We start from the raw sequence: 20674 nt of genomic DNA, 5'->3' as shown, positions 1-20674 counted from the left end.
TGCCGAAAAATGATGGGGGCAGCCGTGGGCCTGCAGGCAGGTGGGAAGTTCAAGACAGGCAGAGTCGGGGCGCGTCAGCGCCAGCTGCCGTTGCGTCCGGCCGGTCCGGACACGGTGGCGGCGTTGCTTGCCTGGTACGATGCCGAACGCCGTGATCTGCCCTGGCGGTATGGCCGGCGCAAGAAACCCGATCCCTACCGCGTCTGGCTGTCGGAGATCATGCTTCAGCAGACGACGGTCAAAGCCGTAATCCCTTATTTCGAGCGGTTCACAGCGCGCTGGCCTAGCGTGAACGACTTGGCAGCGGCACCGCTTGAGGAAGTTCTGCAGATGTGGGCGGGCCTGGGATACTATTCCCGTGCCCGCAACCTGAAAAAGTGCGCCGACGCGCTAGCGGCCCAGTATGGCGGGCAGTTCCCATCCAAAGAGGAAGACCTGCGTGCCTTACCCGGCATCGGTCCTTACACAGCGGCGGCGATCGCCGCGATTGCCTTTGGCGAGAAGGCGACGCCCGTCGATGGGAACATTGAACGTGTCATCTCGCGTTTATTCGGGGTGCGTCAGCCATTGCCCGCTGCAAAGACTGAGATAAAGCGGCTGGCGGCGTCGCTCACACCCGCGCGGCGCGCTGGCGATTTCGCGCAGGCCATGATGGATCTGGGGGCTCAGATCTGCTCGCCCAAGCGGCCGTCATGCCTGATGTGTCCCTTGCAGCAGGATTGCTCTGCTCATGCACAAGGGCTTGAGGAGGTTCTTCCCTACAAGGCCAGCAAGGCGGAGCGCCCCGTGCGACACGGGCTTGCGTTTCTTGTTTTGCGGGAGGACGGGTCCATCCTGCTGCGTCAACGTCCCGAAGCCGGCCTGCTCGGCGGTATGCTGGAAGTTCCCTCGACGCCTTGGGGCGATGAGGTGCCTCCCATGAAAGAAGCCTTGCGCGCTGCTCCAATTGCCGCCGACTGGTGGCAGATGCCCGGCACCTTGGTGCACGTCTTCACCCACTTCAGGCTGGAGATGATGGTGGTTCGCGCGCTGGTTCCCGAGGACGTAAGCTTGACGTTTTGGGCGGAGCCCGATCGTTGCCGCTGGGTCAAGCGCCGCGATCTGCATTCTCAGGCTTTGCCAAGCGTGATGCGGAAGATCATCGCGCACGGTCTCAAGGAGAGCTGACAGGCTCACTATCGACGGCTTTCCCCTCCGGCATCGTGTGCGCCGCGATGATCGCGCTCAATCCCATGAGAGCGAACAAGAGTGCGACGATAAGGGCAAGCCGGTTGCGGTCCCTCCGCCATTGAGGCGCTGAGGCGAACTCCGCGAACGTGGCGACTGTCGCACGCTGATCCTCGATCAAGCCTTTGCTGATACTCTCGGTCGGGTTGCGCACCTCGAATGCGCGGCGTCGAAGCGCGAAGAGAGCGCGAAATGAGTAATAGCAGAAGGCACCGAAGGTGACCGCTTGCGCGATCAGAATAACAGTCTGCAACGTGTCGGCGAGGGTTTGGTCCATGACGATACCGGTGTTTCCTCAGCGATCCTTCCAATTATTCATGACGTGCAGCATTGCGTCCAGCCCGCGACCGGGCAAGGGTGCCAAGATCAAGCTGGCGCGCGCTTTGGAGTGTGAAGCATGACCGAAAAGAAGAAGGACGTTCTTCAGCCCGTCGATGCTGATGCGCGCCGGCTCGCCCGCACGCTTGTGCGCACTGCACGCTACGGCGCGCTTGGCACGCTGGAGCCGAAAGACGGTGCACCGGCCGTCAGCAGGGTCAACGTCGCTACCGCGAGCGACGGAGCGCCAGTGTTTCTCATTTCGCAATTGTCAGGACACTTCACCAATTTGAAGGCTGACGCGCGCTGTTCGCTGCTGTTGGGTGAGCCTGGCAAAGGTGATCCGCTAGCACATGCACGCATAACTTTGATCGGCTCGGCGCAGATTGTTGCCCAATCCCGTGGGCGTGAGGCGATCAAGGCCCGTTATCTCATGCGCCATCCCAAGAGCGCGCTTTACGCCGACTTTCCCGATTTTGCTTTTTGGCGTTTTGAAATCGCACGGGCCTCGCTCAATGGCGGCTTTGGCAAAGCGTATGCCATGACGCGCGAGGATGTTTTGTTGTCTGCCGATCAGTATAGCGCGCTTGATGAGGTCGAGGCGGGTGCAGTTGCGCACATGAACGCCGATCACGCAGATGCGGTCCAGCATTATGCGGCTTTGGCAGGAGCAGAAGGTGCGGGCTGGCGCTTGGCCTGCATAGATGGCGAGGGGCTGGATCTTGCGCGCGGCGACGAGGTTACGCGTCTTTGGTTCGAAACGCCACTGGCGGGGCCGCAGGACTTGCGGCTCACGCTTGTTGCGCTGGCAAAACGCTAAGGCCGTCGTTATTCGGCGGCTTCAACGAACGGACGCTTGGAAAGACCAAGCTGGCGCTTTGCCTGTTCACGCAGCGCATCGATCGGCTTCAGCTTGCCTTCGGCCTCATAATGCCAGAAGGTCCAACCGTTGCAGGCGGCCTTACCCTGCACCAGTGCGCCCAGGCGGTGGATCGACGCTTGGTTGCCGGCGTGCATCAGGGAACCATCGGCCTTCACCTCGGCACGAATTCTCCGCCGCGGGTCAAACAGCTTCTGGCCAGGCTCAAGAATGCCCAGCTCGATGATGGTCCCAAACGGAATGCGCGGTTCGGCGCGCTTGGATGGCACCGTCTCCAGCGCCGGAGGCGGGAGCGGGGTTATGCGCGCGATCCGCTCCTGAGCGGCACGCGCATAGTCGCCATCGCGTTCGATGCCGATGAACTTGCGCCCTAGCCGCTTGGCAACGGCGCCCGTCGTGCCTGTGCCAAAGAATGGATCGAGCACCACGTCGCCCTCGCGCGTGCAGCCGATCAGGATTCGATGGATCAAAGCCTCCGGCTTTTGAGTGGGGTGCGCTTTCCTCCCGCCGTCGTCCTTGAGGCGCTCAGGCCCCGAGCAGATCGGGAACAGCCAGTCGGAGCGCATCTGCAAGTCGTCGTTGCAAGTCTTAAGACTTTCGTAATTGAAAGTGACGCGCGATTTGGGATCGCGTCCCGCCCAGATTAACGTCTCATGTGCGTTGGTGAACCTCTTGCCGCGGAAGTTCGGCATTGGGTTGACCTTGCGCCAGATGACGTCGTTCTGAATCCAGAAGCCGAGATCCTGCAAGGCGACGCCGAGGCGGAAGATGTTGTGGTAGGAGCCAATGACCCATATGGCGCCATCTGGCTTCAGAACGCGGCGGCATTCGCTCAGCCATTCACGGCAAAACGCGTCATACTTCGCAAAGCTTGAAAACTTGTCCCAGTCGTCGTCCACGCCGTCGACGCGCGTGTTGTTAGGGCGGAGCAACTCGCCGGCCAGCTGCAGATTGTAGGGGGGATCGGCGAAAACCAGATCGACGCAGGCATCTGGAAGCTTCTTCAACTCGCTTATGCAATCCCCGTTGAGAACAGTATTGAGGGGAAGTGTGCCTGTACGCCGGCGGGAACCCATGAACGCTTACCTTCTGAACCAACAAACTCACGCAACGATGTCTGATCAACGGGAGCAGACAGTGCCGCACTTTACTCGATCAGTGTGGGTCACGACTAGGCGTTGAAGGAAGAATTATTTGTTGCTTAAGGATTCGATCAGCAACTCGTGGCGAGCATTTTTTTGAGCTGTCAGGAGAAGAAATTTGCCGCTTTGTCTGTAAGCCGGACAACTTGTCGAAAGTTTTAAATAACTGGCTAAGGGGGTTTTCAGAGGTGGTGAGTTAGTGTGGCCGCAATGAGATTTGCTAGCCGTGGGGGCTGGCGTGGGCAAATTAGTTTTGTAGGCCGCGTACCATGTCAACAATTTATGGCACGTCCGATAGTGATGTGCTCACTGCGACTTCGAAATCTGACACGATCTCGTCGGGCAGTGGTGATGATTTCATTTACTCCGGCAGTGGCAATGACAAGGTGTACGCCGGAGACGGCAATGATTATGTCGATGCGGGAAGCGGCAACGACTATGTCGATGGCGGCGCAGGCAATGACACGCTGCTGGGCGGCAGCGGCAACGATACCCTGATCGGCGGCGACGGCGACGATGTTTTGGATGGCGGTGATGGAAACGATTCCATCTACGGTGGTGACGGCAATGATCGCATTTATTTGTCCGACGACCACGACAAGATCGATGGCGGTGCCGGAAGTGATTGGGTGGATGGCTCCAGACTGAGCTCGGGAATTACCGTCAACCTTCTTGGCGGTTATGCGCTGGGGCCTGACAAGTCGACGGTCACGGGAATCGAAAACGTACTGGGCAGCCACTGGTCCGACGTTCTCACCGGCGATGGCAACAACAATATCCTCGACGGTAACGGAGGCAATGATCGCCTCTATGGCGGTGGCGGGAACGACACCCTGATTACCGGAGACGGCAACTCGCAAGCCTACGGCGAGAGCGGGAACGATACGTTCGTTTACACGGTCGGGACCAAGGGCTCGCAAACATTTGACGGTGGCTCGGGAACCGACACCGTTCAAATCGTTATGAACTCCAGCCAGCTGTCGTCGTCGGTAATCGCCGAGTTGACCAACTACAATTCGTTTCTGTCCAACCCCCTATCACTATTCTTCTCCTACCAATTCTCCGCTATTGGCAATCTGAGTGTCACTGGTTCGGAGACCCTTAAGATCATCGTTGATGGCGTAGAGACGACGCTTCAATCGCTTCTCAACCAAGCGCCGGTGATTGCTTCGTCCTCCGACAGCAGCCTGTCGGTCGCGCACAACGCTGCTGTGAGCGGCGCTGTGGTGGCGAGCGACAGCAACAGCGACAAGCTTTCCTATGCTGTCCTGACGGACGGAGCCCATGGCAGCGTGACCATCGATGCCTCGACGGGCAAGTACGTCTACCAGGCTGGCAATTTTGTCGGTTCCGACAGCTTCACGGTGCGCGTGTCCGATGGTCACGGCGGGTATGCGGATCACACGGTGCGCGTTGATCTCACCAACGAGGCACCTCAATTCACCAATGCTGAAGGTGAAACGCTGAGCGTCGTGCACGGGCATTCGGTGGCGGGAGCATTGTCGGCGACCGATGCTGATGGCGACCATTACGCCTTCTCGATCGCAACCGGGCCGGAACACGGAACTTTGATCTTCACCGACAATACGGGAAGCTACGTCTATACGGCTGACGACTACGTTGGTGCGGATAGCTTCACGGTGCGCGTCTCCGACGGGCACGGTGGCTTTGCGGATCACGTGATCCAGGTCGATTCAACCAATACCGGACCTGAGATCAATACCGCGGCGTCGACGGGGTTCTTCTCGCTTTACTACGACCATTCGGAGTCGGGCAACGTGGTGGCCACCGATGCGGATGGCGACAACGTGACGTTCTCGCTGAAAACGGGCCCCGGCCATGGAATGGTCCATGTTGACGCCGATGGCCACTTTACATTCTCGGCGCAGGACTACGCAGGAACGGACAGCTTCGTTGTTACGGCTGACGACGGCCATGGCGGTACGGTAGATCACACGATCGATTTCGGAGTGATTGGCACACTTGACGCCAGCGCCGCGAGCGCGGCCATCAACGTCAATCTCGGCACGGGTGTGGGAACCAACGTCGATCCCGACAAGCTGCCTTGGGCGGTGAACGTAACAGGATCCGCTTTCGCCGACATGATTTTCGGAGACGCGCGCGATAACATTCTTGGCGGCGGCGACGGCAAGGACGAATTGCATGGCGGCGGCGGCAATGACCACCTAGTTGGTGGTCTTGGTGACGACAAGCTTTTCGGCGAAGACGGCAACGACATCATGCACGGCGGCGACGGCAAGGATGCGTTGAACGGTGGTGCTGGCAACGACGTCATGTATGGCGGCGATGGCAATGACGGCTTCTTTGGCGGTGGCGGCAACGACACCATCTTCGGCGGAGCTGGTGACGATCGCATCTACGGTGACGGTGGCGATGACACCATCTACGGCGGTGCCGGTAGCGACATCATGACGGGTGCCGGTTTCAACAACGGCGGTGCGCGCGGTGCCAATACCTACGTGTGGCAGAGCGCCGACATTGGCACTGGTCTTGACCACATCACGGATTTCGGTTCTGGCGACAAGCTGGACTTCAGCGATCTCCAGCTGGCTCATGATGTGTCGTTGGCAGACGTCGTTCGTGTTACCGACACCAGCGCTGGCCTAATGGTCTCTGTCGATATGGGTGGCGCCTCGGGCTTCGTTGACGTTGTCGTGCTCGACAACGTGCACGGGCTGACGGTGTACGATCTCGACCACTCGGGCGCGATCGCCATTTAAGGCGAAAATTGTCAGCGCAAAGGCACGATGTTTGCGCTCGCTTTCCAGCGAATTGAACTGCGTGTTTACTTCCGACGCATACAGTCTGACTGTTGTGAGTATGTGAAGGTCAGTAAGTATGCGTTCACGGGGATTAACGATTTGCACCTTTCGGCGCGATCAGCGCGGCGGTGTGGCAATCATCTTTGCGCTGTCACTCCTCGGTCTTGCGGTGGCGTCAGGTTTGGCCATCGATTATGCTAGAAGTCTCAATTCCTTCGAATCCCTTCAGCAGGATCTCGACTCCACGCTGCTTTTTCTCGGTCGGAGCAAGCTTCAGGCGGGAGACTCGCAGTTTGATGTTCAGCAGGCGGCCACCACGTACATCCACGGCCTACACCGCCAGAAGTTTTCCAACGACGACCTTGCGATAAACATCACAGAGTCGACGCCGGGAACGTTGAAGGGGCGCGCCACGCTTTCTGTTCCGACGAGCTTTTCGAAATTGTTCGGCGTTCGCGCGATGCGCATGGATGCCGTTTCGGAAGTTGCGGTGGGTGATCAGCCTGTTGAAGTCTCGCTGGTTCTCGACAATACCGGCTCGATGAGCGGTGCTAAACTTTCCGCCCTTAAAACGGCTGCCAAATCTCTCATCGACACAGCCTACCAGGCGCAGCGCGCCGACAAGAATATAAAGATCGGCATCGTGCCGTTTGCGCAATACGTGAATGTGGGGCAGTCGAACCGCAACCAGTCGTGGATGAACGTTCCGCTCGACTCGACCCAGACGGGCGCGGAGGTCTGCTACATGGACACACCCGTCACCGGATCCTCCAACTGTCACACCGAAACGGGGACAGGAACCAACGATGGCGTTCCCTATACATACACGTACGAGGTGTGCGACTACCAATACGGAACACCGGTTGAGAAGTGCTACACGCCGACGACGTCGCAGACCTGGTATGGCTGTGCCGGATCGCGCGACTATCCGCTAGAGACAGTGGACGAGCAGTACGACGTCAAGGTTCCAGGCGTCATGAATGCCGCCTGTCCGAGCGAAATCGCACCGTTGACCAACGACCGTTCGACGCTGGAAGACCAGATCGACGACATGGTCGCTACGGGCGAGACCTACATCCCGAGCGGGCTGATTTGGGGCTGGCGGATTCTCTCGAAGAACGCGCCGTTCACCGAGGCAAAGGGCTATGACGAGCGAGTCAACGGGCAGAAGGTGCGCAAACTTCTGGTGTTGATGACCGATGGCAAGAACACCCTTTCGCCGGTCTATCCCGAGCACACCGGAACCGATACAGCGAAGGCGGATGAGCTGACGCTGGAGATCTGCTCCAACGTCAAGGCCGAGGGTATTGAGATTTATAGCGTTGCCTTCCAAGTCGAGGACGCTGCGGCAAAGACGGTCCTTCAGAAATGCGCCTCTGGTGCATCGAAATACTTCGATGCCGAAGACGAACAGGAGCTCGATAGCTCCTTCCAGGAGATCGCCAAGGATTTCAGTCCGCTTCGGCTGACCCGCTAGGCTTTGGAACCAAATCCGCACGCACGGACTTATCTGATCGGGAGAAACAACATCGCTGGGGGATCTCATAAGATGGTTCGCGTGCCGAGAATGTCTGTTCTGGTTGTGCTCGATAGCGCAACCGAAGCAGCACGATATCTGTTGGCCGGCGCCTTTTATGGACTGGTCGTAGGTGCCGCTGCTTACGGCGCGATCAAGGGCGCGGGATCTCTCGCCGGAGCCGGGCTGCCTGCGTTGACCGCAATCGTCTTCGATGGTCTTGAAGCGCAGAAACCCGTGGTTATCACGCCTGCTGCTGCATCCCCGGCGGTCAAGCGGGAAAACCAGGCGGCGCTCGCCACGGTGGGGCGGTTTGCGACCCTCAATCTGGAAGGCGCGTCAAAAGTCAGCGAGGCCAACTGAGGCCCACGCTTGCGATCAGAAAAAATGCAACTGTTGAAACGCGCTCCTTAACCGGAGATCTTTGAGAAATCGGCGACCGTCTGCGTAGCCGCGCGAATTTCTGAAAGCAGGTTGAGACGATTTTCGCGGATCTTCGCATCCTCTGCGTTGACCAGGATCTTTTCGAAAAAGTCATCCACAGCGGGGCGCAATTCGGCAAGCGCCCGCATTGCGCCTGCGAAGTTCTCCACGTTGATCGCCGCAACCGTGTCCTGCTTTACAGCCTCAATGGCAGCTGCAAGCGCGGTCTCTTCCTTCTCTTTGAGAAGCCCGAGTTCGTAGCTATCGACGTAAGAGCGCTTGTCCTTCTTCTCTTCGATCGAGAGGATGTTTGCTGCGCGCTTTACCCCCGCAAGAAGGTTCGCGCCGTCATCGGTCTTGAGAAATGCGTCGAGCGCGTCCACGCGCTTGACGATGAGTGCGAGATCATCCTGACCGCCGAGCGAGAACACCGCATCAATGAGATCGTGGCGCTTGCCTTGATCCTTCAAGAACACCTTGAGCCGATCGGCGAAGAAAGAAAGCAGTCCGGATTGAACGTTTTGAGGGGCGTCGAGAACGATCTTGGCTCCTGACGCAATCAGGTCGTTCACGCTGGTGCAAATTAGGTGGGACGATTTCGAGATGGCATCGATCAGCGGCAACCGCAGATCGTTCTCCAAAACGATGCGGATGACGCCCAATGCGGCGCGACGCAGCTGATAGGGATCGCCAGATCCCGTCGGCTTTTCACCGATAGCCCAGAAGCCGACCAGCGTGTCGAGCTTGTCGGCAAGCGCAACTGCGATGGCAACGCTGTCGCCCTGGTCTTCGCGGGGCACCGTGTCGGTCGGTCCCTTGGGCTTGTAGTGCAGTTCGATCGCGCGCGCGATTCCAGGCTTGGTGCCTGCTGCTTCCGCGTAGTACCGGCCCATCAGGCCCTGAAGCTCGGGGAATTCCCCGACCATGCCCGACACGAGGTCGGCCTTGCACAGCTGTGCGGCGCGGCGCGCGTCCTCTGGATTGGCATCGACCGACCCTGCGATCTGATAGCTGAGTTCGGCGATGCGCTCGACGCGGTCCTTCTGGCTGCCCAGCTTCTCATGGAACGTGATGCCGGAGAGCTGGCTTGCCATCTCGTCGAGCGGCCGCTTCAAGTCTTGTTCCCAAAAGAACTTCGCATCCGACAACCGCGCGCGGATGACCTTCTCGTTGCCGGAGACGATTTGCGCGCCGCCGTCCGTAGCGACGAGATTGGAGACTAGGATGAATCGGTTGGCGAGCTGCTTGGTCTTTGGATCACGCAATGAAAAGCACTTTTGATGCGCTTTCATGGAGGTCGTGAGGCACTCGCCAGGTACGGTGAGAAATTCTTCGTCGAATGCTCCCATGAGGACCACAGGCCATTCGGTCAGGCCGGAATTTTCGCCCAACAGCGCGTCATCTTCAACAAGTTCCAGCTTGGCGGCCTTGGCAATGGCCTTTGCCTGTTCCCCGATCAATGCTGCGCGCTTGGAGGGATCAAGCACAACTTTGTTCTTGTCGAGCTTGCCTTCGTAGTCGGCAAAGTTCTTCACCGTGAAGGCGTCCGGTGCCAGGAAGCGATGGCCGCGTGTTTCATCGCCAGCGGAAAGTCCGGCGATTTCAAACGGCACAACCTTGCCGCCGAGAAGGCACAGGATGGATTGCAGAGGGCGCACCCATTGGAATGTTCCTGAGCCCCAACGCATGGATTTTGGCCACGGGAACTTGTTGAGCGTTTCCGCCACTGTTTCCGAAACGATGTCCTTGCCGTCACGGCCCGGCTTCTCGATCTTTGCGACGTAGTAATCGCCCTTCTTCTCGTCTTTGACGATTTCGGCTTCTTCGATCTTCGCCAAGCCTGCCGATTTCAAGAAGCCCGCGATAGCTTGCTCTGGCGCACCGACGCGCGGGCCTTTCTTTTCTTCTAAGATCGCGGGCGACTTGGCGGGCACCTTTTCGATCACCAGCGCCAAGCGGCGCGGAGTCGAAAAGCACCGTGCGGGCCCCACTTCGAGACCGCGTGCCTTCAACCCTTCGGTGACGAGACGCTTCAAGTCCTCGGCCGCGCGCATCTGCATGCGGGCAGGAATTTCCTCGGAAAAGAGTTCGAGCAGGAGTTCAGACATAAGTGCAGTGCCAATTCAAACTTGGAAAATGAGATTTACGTTGCCACCTCGCTCGCCGGGAGATGAGGTTGCAATAGCGTACCACGGGGCGACGTCGCTTGTGCAGCCAGTAAGCCCGCTCCCCGCAATGCCCGTAAAGGCATGAGCGCGGGGAGCAGGTTTCACTCAGTGCTATTTCTGCTCTGGCGCGGGCTCGTCAGAAGGCGCGTCGGCAGGAGCGTCTGTTTGATCGCCACCGCTAGCGCCGTCGTCGGCGGGTGCGGGATCTTCGGGCGTCGTCGCGTCAGCCGGAGGTTCGTCCGAGGGAGCATCCGTAGCCGAACCGTTGTCCGAAGGAGCCGGATCCTCAGTTGCGGGTGCGCTGTCTTCGGGGGTTGCAGGCGGCTCATCGGCTGCAGGCGGGGCCGCGTCATCAGCCGGGGCGTCCGCGGCTGGCGGCTCATCGGTGGTGGCCGGTTCGTCGGTGCTGTCTGGGCTGGTGGTATCCTGGGCAACAGGCGCCGCGACGGGCTCGGCGGCAGAAGGATCAGCCGCCATTTCCGTCTTGCCCGTTACACGCGAGCCGATGTCGTCAAGTGCGCCGGTGAAGCCCAGATAGCCAAGGCCGATGACCAGCATTGCAACGAACATGCGGAATACCGCGCGTTGCTTGTTCAGCATGAGGTATCCGGCCGCGAACAGCGGCACGAATGTTATCAGCAAGCCAATAATCGTATTCTCGTTCATGCGCGTCCTCCATCAGTGTTGAGCCAGGCGCCGCAGCAGGCTTTTGCCAGCTCGCGGACACGCAGGATGTAGCTCTGCCGCTCTGTGACCGAGATCACGCCGCGAGCATCGAGCAGGTTAAAAACATGAGAAGCCTTGATGCACTGGTCGTAGGCGGGAAGCGCAAGTAGGTGCTTATCGCCGCCCGTTCCCTTATCGAGCAGCGACCTGCATTCGGCTTCGGCATCCTTGAAATGCTGAAGCAGAATTTCGGTGTTTGCGTGCTCGAAATTGAAGCGCGAATACTCCTGCTCGGCTTGCAGGAAGACATCGCCGTAGGTCAGCTTGCGGGCGTCGTGGCGTCCGTTGAAATTCAGATCGAACACACGGTCTACGCCTTGAACGTATGTGGCGAGGCGCTCAAGACCGTAGGTGATTTCACCTGAAACCGGGTTGCAGTCGTAGCCACCGACCTGCTGGAAGTAGGTGAACTGCGAGACTTCCATGCCGTTGCACCATACTTCCCAGCCAAGTCCCCAGGCTCCCAGCGTCGGGCTCTCCCAATCGTCTTCGACAAAGCGGATGTCGTTGACCGATGTGTCGATGCCGATGGCGTCCAGGCTCTGCAGGTACAGGTCTTGGATATTTGCCGGTGAAGGCTTCATGATGACCTGAAACTGGTAATAGTGCTGCAGGCGGTTCGGATTTTCTCCGTAACGCCCGTCCTTGGGTCGCCGCGAGGGCTGCACGTAGGCGGCTGCCCACGGCCTGGGGCCGAGTGCGCGCAGCGTGGTGGCCGGGTGGAACGTGCCAGCGCCCACCTCCATATCGTAAGGCTGCAACACGACGCAGCCTTGCGCCCCCCAGAACCTCTGCAGGGTCAAGATCAGATCTTGGAAAGACTCGCGCGGACGCAAACCGTCCGACGCAGAAAGAGCCGCGTTCGGCGTCTTGTTGCTATCGACTTTCGAGGTCTTGGCGGTGGCCTTGGCGGCCGTCTTGGTCGGCATAATCTCAGTGCTCTGCTTTAGGATCAATCGGCGCGCAATATACGTTTTCCTAGGCCCTTGTCACCGGGCCTTTGCAAGGTCTCCAGCCCATCCACCGTTCGTCGAGGTCTCGCGCGAAGTGGCTGGCGGAGCAGGCCATTAACCGCTCTGGTGAAGATGACCGGATCGCAAAATGTTCGTGAGGTTCAAAACGGCTCGCTGAGACAGCCGTTGCTCTTTATGCCCCTTTTTTGGGACGGTAGGCGCCAGCCTGTTCGTCCCATTCCAGGCCGCCCAGGTTCTTGGGCTCGTTAGCGTGCGCCGCGGCCTCGCGCTTCCAACGCTCGGCGTCGGATTTTGCAGGCGTCTGCGCCTGTTCGATCAGCTTGGCGAACAGCTTGTAGCCGGCATAAACGCCAGCGCCGGCAATGGCGAGAACGATCAGTGGTGGCATACTGCTGGCCTCGTAGGTCTCTCGCGTCAACGTACGTCCAACCTTATAGGATCAAAGCCCATAACGCGACCATAGCGCGCGTGTTTCCATAGCCGACACCAGATCATCGGCAAAAGCAAGGCTTACGCCGGAGGAGGTGTCCAGTCCCGCGCCAGCGCCCAGCACGCTCGGCGTCATTCGCCGCAAGCGACCCAAAAGCCCGGGCTTGGTGGGCTCCACCACCCTTAGTTTGACATCGCTGCCGTGCAGTTCTCGCATCTTGGAACGGACGTCGGAGATGCCATCGATCAGGCCAAGCTCGGCGGCTTTGGGGCCGGACCAGAAGGCACCGGAAAAAAGTTCGGTATCCGGCGCTTTGAGTTTGCCCGCCCGCCGCTCCTTGACCAACCCGATGAAAACATCGTGGACATCGCGCTGGATGGCCTGCAAGCGGGCCACGTCCTCAGGCTTTTCAGGCAGGAAGGGATCGAGCGTGCTTTTCGACATTCCGGCCGTATAGACGCGGCGTTCGACGCCGATTTTCGCGATGGCGTCGACAAAGCCGAAGCTCGCCGAGATGACGCCGATTGAGCCGACGATGGAAGAAGGGTCAGCGTAGATTTCATCGCCGCTGATGGCGAGAAAATATCCGCCCGATGCCGCCACATCCTCACAGAAGACATAGACCTTCTTTTTGTTTTCTTCGGCGAGTTGTCGGATGCGCTTGAAGATGAGATTGGACTGAACCGGAGAACCACCCGGCGAATTAATCACGACGGCAACCGACGAAAGTTTAGATAGGTTAAACGCCTTCTCGATGGCGCTCGCGACAACGGCGATCGACAGTCCAGGGCGCAGAGGCGTTGCCATGCCAATGGGGCCTGAGAAGCGAAGGACGGGTACGACGGGCTTTCGGTTTATCGGCCACATGCGGGCGGGCGCTCCAATTTTTCGTTCGTCTTATTTGTGTCCGTCGCATTAGATGCGCAAGGATCGCGTGTCCAGCATCAGGTTCGACTGTTTAGACGCAGTTTGCGTTGCGCTGTTCCGGTGACGGGCCTAATTTATTCTAAGCGCCTCACCACGCCGAAGTATGGCGTCCGCCTCCGGCAGGAAATCATTGCCCGCCTCATGAAGCAGGATGCCCGGGCGCACGCGAAGGGGGGCGCGGGAGCCTTTCGTACCTTCAACGATCACCCGGATGGCGTTTGCACCCGCACGTGGAAAAATCGGAAAGACGATGAGGCCGCCAAAGCGCCCAGTCATGGCGGCGAGGATGCTGTCGAGTGCTTCGGCCTTGTGGATCAAAGTCGCGCGGCCCGACGGGCGCACCATGCGCGCCATGAACCGTATCCAATCCTCCAAGGAGCCAGCTGGCATGGCGTGCGCGCCCGACTTTAAGGCGTCCTGCGCCGGAGTGCCTGCTGCTTCATCGTGAAAGGGCGGGTTGGCGACGCATTGATCGAAGCTTTCGCGCGGCAGCCCAATCGCATTGAGTGCTGCCGCCGTTTCAGTGACGCTCGCGGTTACGGCGCGGACACGGCTGTCGAGACCATTCGCTTTGGCGTTCTCTTGCGCAAGTTTGGCTAATGCGTCCTCGCGCTCCAACAACACGACGTTGAGCGCAGCCAGACGCGCAGCGGCGCACAACCCTACCGTTCCTGCGCCGGCACCAATGTCGAGCAAGGTGCGCGGCCCGTCGGGCGCGGCGCGAACTGCCGCCGCCAGCAGGACCGCGTCGATGCCGGCCCGGTAGCCATGCTTGGGCTGGCGGATCGTGAGCTGGCCGCCGAGGAAAACGTCTTGCGTTACGGGAAATGAAGTCTGCTGCACGTCAGTCGGGCTCAAAGATATGGGCATCGAGCCCCGCGTTCGTCATTAAGGAAACGGCCCGCTCATACTGATCCGTGTCCACCACAAGGCGGGCCTGGATTGTATGCAGCCAGAACAGAGCGTTACTCGTATGCTGGTCAAAAACGTCATAGGCAATCCCGGCCTCGTCCAGCAGCGCTCGGACAAAGCTTAACAAGACTTGGTCGTTAGTTCTGACAAGCTCTCGCATAAGGTTGGGCGTCTCTTAGGTTCGGACCGCGCCGCGCGCTTGCGCCACACTACCGGACTGTTCAACGGCAGCGGGAGCCAGTATATCCGTTACACGTTATAGTGCGGAGAACTTTTGGGGACTTGCCGTTGGGCCGCGTCATATCAATGGAGGAAGCGCGCGAGAGCGCGGATCTTCAGCCTCTCCTCGACATCGTTGCCGAGGATATGCAGGCGATCAATCGCATTATCCTCGACAAAGCTGTCTCGGATGTCGAGATGATTCCGGAGCTCGCCCATCATCTCATTGATTCCGGCGGCAAGCGGCTCCGTCCGATGCTGACCATCGCCTCTGCCAAATTGGTTCGCTATGGCGGAGCGGGCCATATTCGCGTGGCGTCGGCGGTTGAGTTCATGCACACCGCCACGCTTCTGCATGACGACGTGGTGGACGAAAGTGCGACGCGGCGCGGGCGCAAGACGGCGCGCATGATCTGGGGCAATCAAGCAAGCGTTCTGGTGGGCGACTTTCTCCTTGGGCAGGCGTTCCGCATGTTGGTGGAGGTCGGTTCGCTGCCGGTGCTCAAGATCATGTCGAACGCGGCCGCAACGATTGCCGAAGGCGAGGTTATGCAACTTGCCGCTGCCAAGAACACGGCGACGACCGAGGACGAGTATCTGGCCATCATCAACGCTAAGACCGCCGCGCTATTCTCTGCCGCCGCCGAGGTCTCGCCCGCGCTTGCGAAGCGTCCTGTTGATGAGCAAAGTGCGCTCAAATCCTATGGCAAAAATCTCGGCCTTGCCTTCCAGCTCGTTGACGACGCACTCGACTATGCCGGCGACAGCGTTCGGCTTGGCAAGTCCACGGGAGACGATTTCCGCGAGGGCAAGATCACACTGCCGGTTATTCTGTCGTTCCGCCGCGGTTCAAACGAAGAACGCGAATTTTGGAATCGGACAATTGTTGCGGGCGAGATCAAAGATGGCGATTTGGAACATGCCATCGCGCTCATGAAGCGGCACAAGGCTATCGAGGCGACTATGGAGCGTGCCCGCTCTTACGGTGCAATCGCGCGCGACGCCTTGGCGATTTTCCCCGACAGCCGCGAGAAGGACGCTTTGCAAAGGGTCATCTCGTTCTGCGTGAATCGCAGTCACTGAGCCGTCTAGTTGTATCAATTCAGCGTCGTTGCCCGCACCCACCATTGCGGATGAGATTGAGCGAGAGCATTGGCCGCCTGGCGGGCCGCTTCTTGCGTCCCGAACACGGCAAAGCAAGTTGGCCCCGCGCCCGACATGCGCGTCAGCAGATTGCCATCACACGACGACAATGCCGCAAGCACCTCGTCCACGGCGGGCACGACCTTGCGTGCCGCTGCTTCGAGCATGTTGGATCCTCCGCGGGCCAACTCAACCATGTTCATGATTGCGGAAGGTCCACCAGACCGAGTATGCGTACCCGAGAGTGGTGCTGCACCGAGCGCACGAAATACCTGCGCCGTCTTGTCTAGCGGAACAGGCACCAGCGGATTGGCGATGACGGTGGGGAGCCCATCATGGGTGGTCTGAGCTGGCACTACGGTCTCGCCGACACCTGTCACCCAGGAAAGATGCGAATGTAGGCAGACAGGCACGTCAGCCCCTAGCTTCAATCCGATCGCCGGCCAATCCAACTGGGCTGCGCTCTCGTTTGACAGGTTAGCTTTGCGTACGGCGCGCATGACGGCGGCAGCGTCTGCCGAACCTCCGCCGATACCGGCAGCGACCGGCAGGTTCTTTTCAAGGTGGATAGCTCCCAGTCGCAGGTGAGGCGCATGAGCTTCGATGAGGCGCAGCGTCGTTTCGACGAGGTTGGCGCCCGCAATCGATGCGGCGAAGGGACCTGAAAGTGAAACGGCCATGGGCTTTCCGGTATCGAGCGTTACGACGTCGCCAACGTCGGCGGCAAACGCAATGAGGCTTACAATCTCGTGATAGCCATCGGGGCGCTTGCCCAGGACCTCGAGCGTCAGATTGATCTTGGCGGGCGCGAATTCGCGGATCAAAGCCATGGTGCGATCTGACAGTCGAGTTTGGCGTCTTGATGCGAAAACGGGCGCCAATGGCGCCCGTCGAATTTCCGCATGGTGCGTTTCAAGGTCTACTCCACGGCGCGTTTTTGAGGGACGGCCTTATTTTCCGTCCGGCGACGCGCCGTATCGGTACGCTGGGCCTGATTACTCTTCTCAGAACGCTTCGCTTCGGCCTTGGTCGGCAGACCATTCTCTAACTTGCCCTTGATTGCCTCCACGTCTTCGGGCTCCGGATTGAGCGTCAGAGCTTGGCTCCACTGGAAGCGCGCTTCCTGGAAGCGTCCAACCTGCCAAAAAGCGTCGCCGAGATGGTCGTTCAAGGTGGGATCTTCCGGCTTGATCTCGACGGCGCGTTCCAGATAGCGCACGGCTTCCTTGTAGTTGCCGCGCTTGTAGTGGGCCCAGCCAAGACTATCGACAATGTAGCCGTCGTCAGGCTTCAAGGCGACGGCCTTCTCGATCAGCTTCATGCCTTCCTTGAGGTTTCGGCCCTGGTCGACCCAGGAGTATCCCAGATAGTTGAGGATCAAGGCCTGATCAGGCGCGAGCGCCAAGGCGCGCTTCAAATCCGCCTCGGCCGCCGGCCAGTCCTTGACCCGCTCGTAAGAAGTGCCGCGCGCGTAGAAGTACGTCCAATCGCGATTGTCCGGCTTTCCAATCAGCTTGATAGCACGGCTGAAGTATTCGATCGCCTCGTTGTAGCGCTTGCGCGACCGCATGATGTTGCCGAGGGCTTCCAGCGGGCGGATATCGCGCGGGTTCTCCTTTGCCAGACGGTCGAGTATCGCCTTAGCCTCATCGGCTTGGTCGAGCGAGTTCAGATTGAATGCCTTGCGGATGTCGATAGCCGTCTGAAGGGGAGAGCCCTTCGGAATTTTGTCGTAGGTGGCGATGGCTTCATCGTAGCGCTGTGCCTGCTCTTGCGCGCTGGCGAGAGCGGCAAGCGCAAACGCATGATCCGGCTTCGCATAGAGGGCTAGCTGAAGGTAGATCGTTCCGAGGCTTACGCCACCTTCTCCGGTCAGCGCCTCGCCCAGGCCATAGAAGACCTCAGCCAGACCTTCCGGCGCGCTGTTGATCAGGAAAGCAGTCTTCGTCTTCTTCTTGATCTGGTCGCGCAGATCCTTGGCGAGCGGATGAGGCTCACCTTGCGACTTCTCGAACTGATCGTTCAGGATGGTATTCGCCAGCTTGTAATCACCATAATGGGCGGCGTGGCGCGAGTATGCGAGCGCGGTGCGCAACGTGCGACTGTCCTGCTTGAACATCCGTTGAAACGAAGTGCTCGCGACGTCCTTCTCACCAATGATGTCGGCCATCAGGCCACGATGATAGCGCAGATAAAACTGCGCCCATTCGGGCTGCTTTTGCAGGTTGACGGCTTCAAGCGCACCCTTCTTGTCGCCAGCTGCGAGCTGGGTCCAGCCGCGAGCAATTGCGCTGGTCAGCTCTCCAATGGGGTTTTCAGCGGCCGCTTTGAACTGCTCGTCCGCCTTGGCATAGTCACCCTGCTTAAAGGCGTGAACGCCTAGCAGAAAGCGCGACATCCGATGGGCCGGTTGCGTCGCAGCGAGTTGCTCGGCGAGCGGGAGGGCTGCGTCCCAATTTCCAGCCATGACCTCCATCTGGAAGGCCTGTTCAAGCAGCACGTCGTTCTTGGGATCCTGCTCAAGCGCGCGCGAATAGAAATCGGCGGCGTTGCCGATCTCTTGCTGCCCCTTGGCAAAGCGTCCCGCCAAATAGCTGCCGACGAGGGAGTGAGTTTCAAAGCCCTCTTGAGGTGAGCGGGCTGGCGCCTGCGTGACCATTGCTGCAAGGGCAGAAACGCCCAGTCCGATCACGAAAACGCGTCCGAGGCGCAGGCGCATGAGTAAATTCCTTGATAGCTCCAGGGCACGGCCTGGATCGACGGAGAGTAAGTGTAGCAACACCGCGGGAGGTTTGGCGACCCGCCTCGCATTAAAAACCAGCAACAAAATTCGAAGCCGGGCAGAAATAGTTGTGCATGATTTCGCTTGGCCCGCAGCTGCGCCTCATTTGGGGCGCTTTAGGGGCAGCGCTGTGGCACTTTAATCGCACAGGCCTTGCGCGTTTCGTCGCGCTCGCAGCTGCGCCTGAATGCCTGGTTAGTTTCGTCAAGATGCGACGGCCTGTGCAGTGCGCGAATTGAACCGCCCCGCGCGCTCAATGCGCGCAGGGCACAAGGTGAGAACGGCTTTTTCTACATTCCAGAATAATTGGGACCGCCGCCGCCCTCCGGGCATGTCCAAGTGATGTTTTGGGCGGGATCCTTGATGTCACACGTTTTGCAATGCACGCAGTTTTGCGCGTTGATTTGAAAACGCGGACTTCCCTTGTCATCGACGACGATTTCGTAAACTGCTGCCGGACAATAGCGCTGCGCGGGCTCGGCGTAGTCTGGAAGATTTTCCATGACCGGAATGGTCGGATCGGCAAGCTTCAGATGAACTGGCTGATCTTCTTCGTGATTGGTCGCTGAGAACGAGACGTTCGTCAGCCTGTCGAAGGTCAGCTTGCCGTCGGGCTTGGGGTACGCGATGGGCTTGAAGCGCTTGGCCTTTCCGGTTGCCGCCGCGTCGGTCTTGCCGTGCTTCAGGGTATAGCCCAAACCGCCGGGGATCAGCGTGTTGAGCCACATATCGGCGCCTCCGATGGCAATGCCGAGCCACGTCCCGAGCTTCGACCAGTAGGGCTTCACATTGCGAACGCGCTTCAGGTCGGCGGCGATCTCACCGCTTCGCACGGCCGTTTCATATGCGGCGAGTTTGTCGTGCGCGCGGCCTTCCTCGATAGCAGCGAACGTTGCTTCCGCCGCGGCGATGCCTGACAGGATCGCGTTATGGGAGCCCTTGATGCGGGGCACGTTGACCATGCCTGCTGCGCAGCCCATCAGGGCGCCGCCGGGGAACACCAGATCCGGCATCGATTGCCAACCGCCTTCGCTAATCGCGCGGGCGCCATACCCGATGCGCTTGCCGCCCTCGAAGACCGGGCGGATGGACGGATGGGTCTTGAAGCGTTGGAACTCCTCATAGGGCGACAGATAGGGGTTTGGATAATTGAGATGCACCACAAAGCCCACCGCAACGAGATTGTCGCCGTAGTGATAAAGGAACGAACCGCCGCCCGTGCGCCAGTCGAGAGGCCAGCCGAACGAGTGCTGGACGAGGCCGGGCCGATGCATTTCCGGATCGACCTGCCAAAGCTCTTTGATGCCGATGCCGTACTTTTGCGGCTGATGGCCTTCATCGAGTTTGAATTTGCGGATCAATTGTTTCGTTAGAGAGCCGCGCGTGCCTTCGCCGATCAGTGTGTACTTGCCACGCAGCTCCATGCCGCGGACGAAAGAGTCTTTGGGCTCACCGTCCCGGCCGACGCCCATGTCGCCGGTCGCGACGCCCACGACCGCGCCCTTGTCGTCGTAGAGGACTTCGACTGCAGCAAAGCCGGGATAAACCTCTACCCCAAGTTCGGCGGCCTGTTCGCCAAGCCATTTGCACAGTGCGCCAAGGCTGACGATGTAGTTGCCGTGGTTCTTCATGAGGGGCGGCATCGGCCAGTTCGGAAGAGTCATCTCGCCTGCGGGACCAAGCACCAGGAAACGGTCCTCCGTCACCGGCGTATCGACGGGAGCGCCCTTCTCCTTCCAGTCTGGAATGAGGAGATTGAGGCCGACAGGATCGATGACCGCGCCGGATAGAATGTGGGCACCGACTTCTGACCCCTTTTCGAGCACGACGACGGAGATTTCCTTCCCCGCTGCGTTGGCAAGCTGTTTCAACCGGATGGCAGCTGCAAGGCCGGAAGGGCCCGCGCCGACGATCACACAGTCGAACTCCATTGCCTCCCGCGGCGGCAGGCCGGCGCCAGTCGTTGCCATTATCGATCTGTCCCTTTCGCTTTTTTCGGCTTTTTCGATTAGGTCCCCTACCCCCATGCGTCAAGCCGCCATAACCCCGCATGGACGATAGAGCCAAGACGGGGATGGATCCACGCAAGACGTGCAAAGGCGGG

The 20674-nt window shown here is 59.5% G+C and carries 18 protein-coding genes; 6 read left to right on the top strand and 12 right to left on the bottom strand.

All coding sequences use genetic code 11. From position 1 onward, the window contains the following. The first annotated feature begins 123 nt into the window (after positions 1–123). A complete protein-coding gene (mutY, locus tag R3D51_02355) occupies positions 124–1167 on the top strand; it encodes an A/G-specific adenine glycosylase (protein ID MEZ5898312.1) in 1044 nt (347 codons plus the stop codon). Here mutY and R3D51_02350 read toward each other — a convergent pair. Further along, on the bottom strand, positions 1154–1504 hold the full coding sequence (locus R3D51_02350; protein ID MEZ5898311.1) for a hypothetical protein: 351 nt from the start codon (positions 1502–1504) through the stop codon (positions 1154–1156). The genes mutY and R3D51_02350 overlap by 14 nt on opposite strands. Positions 1505–1624: 120 nt before the next feature. Between R3D51_02350 and R3D51_02345 the strand changes: the two genes are divergently transcribed. Then, positions 1625–2365 (top strand): DUF2470 domain-containing protein, encoded by a 741-nt coding sequence (locus R3D51_02345; protein ID MEZ5898310.1) that lies wholly within the window; start codon positions 1625–1627, stop codon positions 2363–2365. 8 nt (positions 2366–2373) lie between these two features. On the opposite strand, the gene R3D51_02340 is transcribed toward R3D51_02345, so the two are convergent. After that, on the bottom strand, positions 2374–3501 hold the full coding sequence (locus R3D51_02340) for a site-specific DNA-methyltransferase (protein ID MEZ5898309.1): 1128 nt from the start codon (positions 3499–3501) through the stop codon (positions 2374–2376). A 335-nt stretch (positions 3502–3836) separates the two neighbouring features. Between R3D51_02340 and R3D51_02335 the strand changes: the two genes are divergently transcribed. The 3 genes from R3D51_02335 (at position 3837) to R3D51_02325 (ending at position 8229) form a co-directional block, all read left to right on the top strand. Beyond that, complete coding sequence (locus R3D51_02335; protein MEZ5898308.1) at positions 3837–6308, top strand: Ig-like domain-containing protein; 2472 nt, start codon at positions 3837–3839, stop codon at positions 6306–6308. Between the two features lie 172 nt (positions 6309–6480). Beyond that, the gene (locus tag R3D51_02330; GenBank protein MEZ5898307.1) at positions 6481–7827 is read left to right on the top strand and encodes a VWA domain-containing protein; all 1347 of its coding nucleotides are present in this window, start codon (positions 6481–6483) and stop codon (positions 7825–7827) included. Between the two features lie 90 nt (positions 7828–7917). Further along, on the top strand, positions 7918–8229 hold the full coding sequence (locus R3D51_02325; GenBank protein MEZ5898306.1) for a hypothetical protein: 312 nt from the start codon (positions 7918–7920) through the stop codon (positions 8227–8229). 47 nt (positions 8230–8276) lie between these two features. Here R3D51_02325 and glyS read toward each other — a convergent pair whose 3' ends face one another. The 7 genes from glyS to R3D51_02290 all read right to left on the bottom strand — a co-directional run bounded on the left by glyS (position 8277) and on the right by R3D51_02290 (position 14586). Next, positions 8277–10397, bottom strand: coding sequence for a glycine--tRNA ligase subunit beta (glyS, locus tag R3D51_02320; protein MEZ5898305.1), 2121 nt, complete (start codon positions 10395–10397; stop codon positions 8277–8279). A 171-nt stretch (positions 10398–10568) separates the two neighbouring features. Then, positions 10569–11123 carry a hypothetical protein gene (locus R3D51_02315; GenBank protein MEZ5898304.1) on the bottom strand — a complete coding sequence of 185 codons (555 nt, stop codon included), beginning with the start codon at positions 11121–11123 and terminating at the stop codon, positions 10569–10571. Then, positions 11120–12019 carry a glycine--tRNA ligase subunit alpha gene (locus R3D51_02310; protein ID MEZ5898303.1) on the bottom strand — a complete coding sequence of 300 codons (900 nt, stop codon included), beginning with the start codon at positions 12017–12019 and terminating at the stop codon, positions 11120–11122. The genes R3D51_02315 and R3D51_02310 overlap by 4 nt, the downstream gene beginning before the upstream one ends. 310 nt (positions 12020–12329) lie before the next feature. Then, positions 12330–12545, bottom strand: a complete 216-nt coding sequence (locus tag R3D51_02305; GenBank protein MEZ5898302.1) for a hypothetical protein — start codon at positions 12543–12545, stop codon at positions 12330–12332. Between the two features lie 51 nt (positions 12546–12596). After that, on the bottom strand, positions 12597–13454 hold the full coding sequence (locus R3D51_02300) for a S49 family peptidase (protein ID MEZ5898301.1): 858 nt from the start codon (positions 13452–13454) through the stop codon (positions 12597–12599). Between the two features lie 129 nt (positions 13455–13583). Beyond that, the gene (locus R3D51_02295; GenBank protein MEZ5898300.1) at positions 13584–14384 is read right to left on the bottom strand and encodes a methyltransferase; all 801 of its coding nucleotides are present in this window, start codon (positions 14382–14384) and stop codon (positions 13584–13586) included. Further along, positions 14359–14586: a DUF2007 domain-containing protein gene (locus tag R3D51_02290; protein ID MEZ5898299.1), complete on the bottom strand. Its 228-nt coding sequence runs from the start codon at positions 14584–14586 to the stop codon at positions 14359–14361. The genes R3D51_02295 and R3D51_02290 overlap by 26 nt, the downstream gene beginning before the upstream one ends. Positions 14587–14732: 146 nt before the next feature. Here R3D51_02290 and R3D51_02285 point away from each other — a divergent pair, with 146 nt between their 5' ends. Continuing rightward, positions 14733–15728, top strand: a complete 996-nt coding sequence (locus tag R3D51_02285) for a polyprenyl synthetase family protein (GenBank protein ID MEZ5898298.1) — start codon at positions 14733–14735, stop codon at positions 15726–15728. Between the two features lie 14 nt (positions 15729–15742). Here R3D51_02285 and R3D51_02280 read toward each other — a convergent pair whose 3' ends face one another. The 3 genes from R3D51_02280 to R3D51_02270 all read right to left on the bottom strand — a co-directional run bounded on the left by R3D51_02280 (position 15743) and on the right by R3D51_02270 (position 20540). Next, the gene (locus R3D51_02280; GenBank protein ID MEZ5898297.1) at positions 15743–16618 is read right to left on the bottom strand and encodes a 4-(cytidine 5'-diphospho)-2-C-methyl-D-erythritol kinase; all 876 of its coding nucleotides are present in this window, start codon (positions 16616–16618) and stop codon (positions 15743–15745) included. A gap of 89 nt (positions 16619–16707) precedes the next feature. Next, positions 16708–18507 (bottom strand): tetratricopeptide repeat protein, encoded by a 1800-nt coding sequence (locus tag R3D51_02275; protein MEZ5898296.1) that lies wholly within the window; start codon positions 18505–18507, stop codon positions 16708–16710. A 353-nt stretch (positions 18508–18860) separates the two neighbouring features. Continuing rightward, positions 18861–20540 carry an electron transfer flavoprotein-ubiquinone oxidoreductase gene (locus R3D51_02270; protein ID MEZ5898295.1) on the bottom strand — a complete coding sequence of 560 codons (1680 nt, stop codon included), beginning with the start codon at positions 20538–20540 and terminating at the stop codon, positions 18861–18863. Positions 20541–20674: the final 134 nt, after the last annotated feature.

Source organism: Hyphomicrobiaceae bacterium, assembly GCA_041397645.1.
Taxonomy (GTDB): Bacteria; Pseudomonadota; Alphaproteobacteria; order Rhizobiales; family Hyphomicrobiaceae; genus Hyphomicrobium_B.
This window is presented reverse-complemented; position numbering and strand designations above follow the sequence as displayed.

Coding starts and splice junctions, on each gene's coding strand:
- R3D51_02325 (MEZ5898306.1), top strand. CDS start 7,918: ATGTCTGTTCTGGTTGTGCTCGATAGCGCAACCGAAGCAGCACGATAT.
- R3D51_02315 (MEZ5898304.1), bottom strand. CDS start 11,123: ATGAACGAGAATACGATTATTGGCTTGCTGATAACATTCGTGCCGCTG.
- R3D51_02295 (MEZ5898300.1), bottom strand. CDS start 14,384: ATGCCCATATCTTTGAGCCCGACTGACGTGCAGCAGACTTCATTTCCC.
- R3D51_02345 (MEZ5898310.1), top strand. CDS start 1,625: ATGACCGAAAAGAAGAAGGACGTTCTTCAGCCCGTCGATGCTGATGCG.
- R3D51_02275 (MEZ5898296.1), bottom strand. CDS start 18,507: ATGCGCCTGCGCCTCGGACGCGTTTTCGTGATCGGACTGGGCGTTTCT.
- R3D51_02280 (MEZ5898297.1), bottom strand. CDS start 16,618: ATGGCTTTGATCCGCGAATTCGCGCCCGCCAAGATCAATCTGACGCTC.
- R3D51_02285 (MEZ5898298.1), top strand. CDS start 14,733: ATGGAGGAAGCGCGCGAGAGCGCGGATCTTCAGCCTCTCCTCGACATC.
- R3D51_02305 (MEZ5898302.1), bottom strand. CDS start 12,545: ATGCCACCACTGATCGTTCTCGCCATTGCCGGCGCTGGCGTTTATGCC.
- glyS (MEZ5898305.1), bottom strand. CDS start 10,397: ATGTCTGAACTCCTGCTCGAACTCTTTTCCGAGGAAATTCCTGCCCGC.
- R3D51_02300 (MEZ5898301.1), bottom strand. CDS start 13,454: ATGTGGCCGATAAACCGAAAGCCCGTCGTACCCGTCCTTCGCTTCTCA.
- R3D51_02340 (MEZ5898309.1), bottom strand. CDS start 3,501: ATGGGTTCCCGCCGGCGTACAGGCACACTTCCCCTCAATACTGTTCTC.
- R3D51_02350 (MEZ5898311.1), bottom strand. CDS start 1,504: ATGGACCAAACCCTCGCCGACACGTTGCAGACTGTTATTCTGATCGCG.
- R3D51_02290 (MEZ5898299.1), bottom strand. CDS start 14,586: ATGCGAGAGCTTGTCAGAACTAACGACCAAGTCTTGTTAAGCTTTGTC.
- R3D51_02270 (MEZ5898295.1), bottom strand. CDS start 20,540: ATGGCAACGACTGGCGCCGGCCTGCCGCCGCGGGAGGCAATGGAGTTC.
- R3D51_02335 (MEZ5898308.1), top strand. CDS start 3,837: ATGTCAACAATTTATGGCACGTCCGATAGTGATGTGCTCACTGCGACT.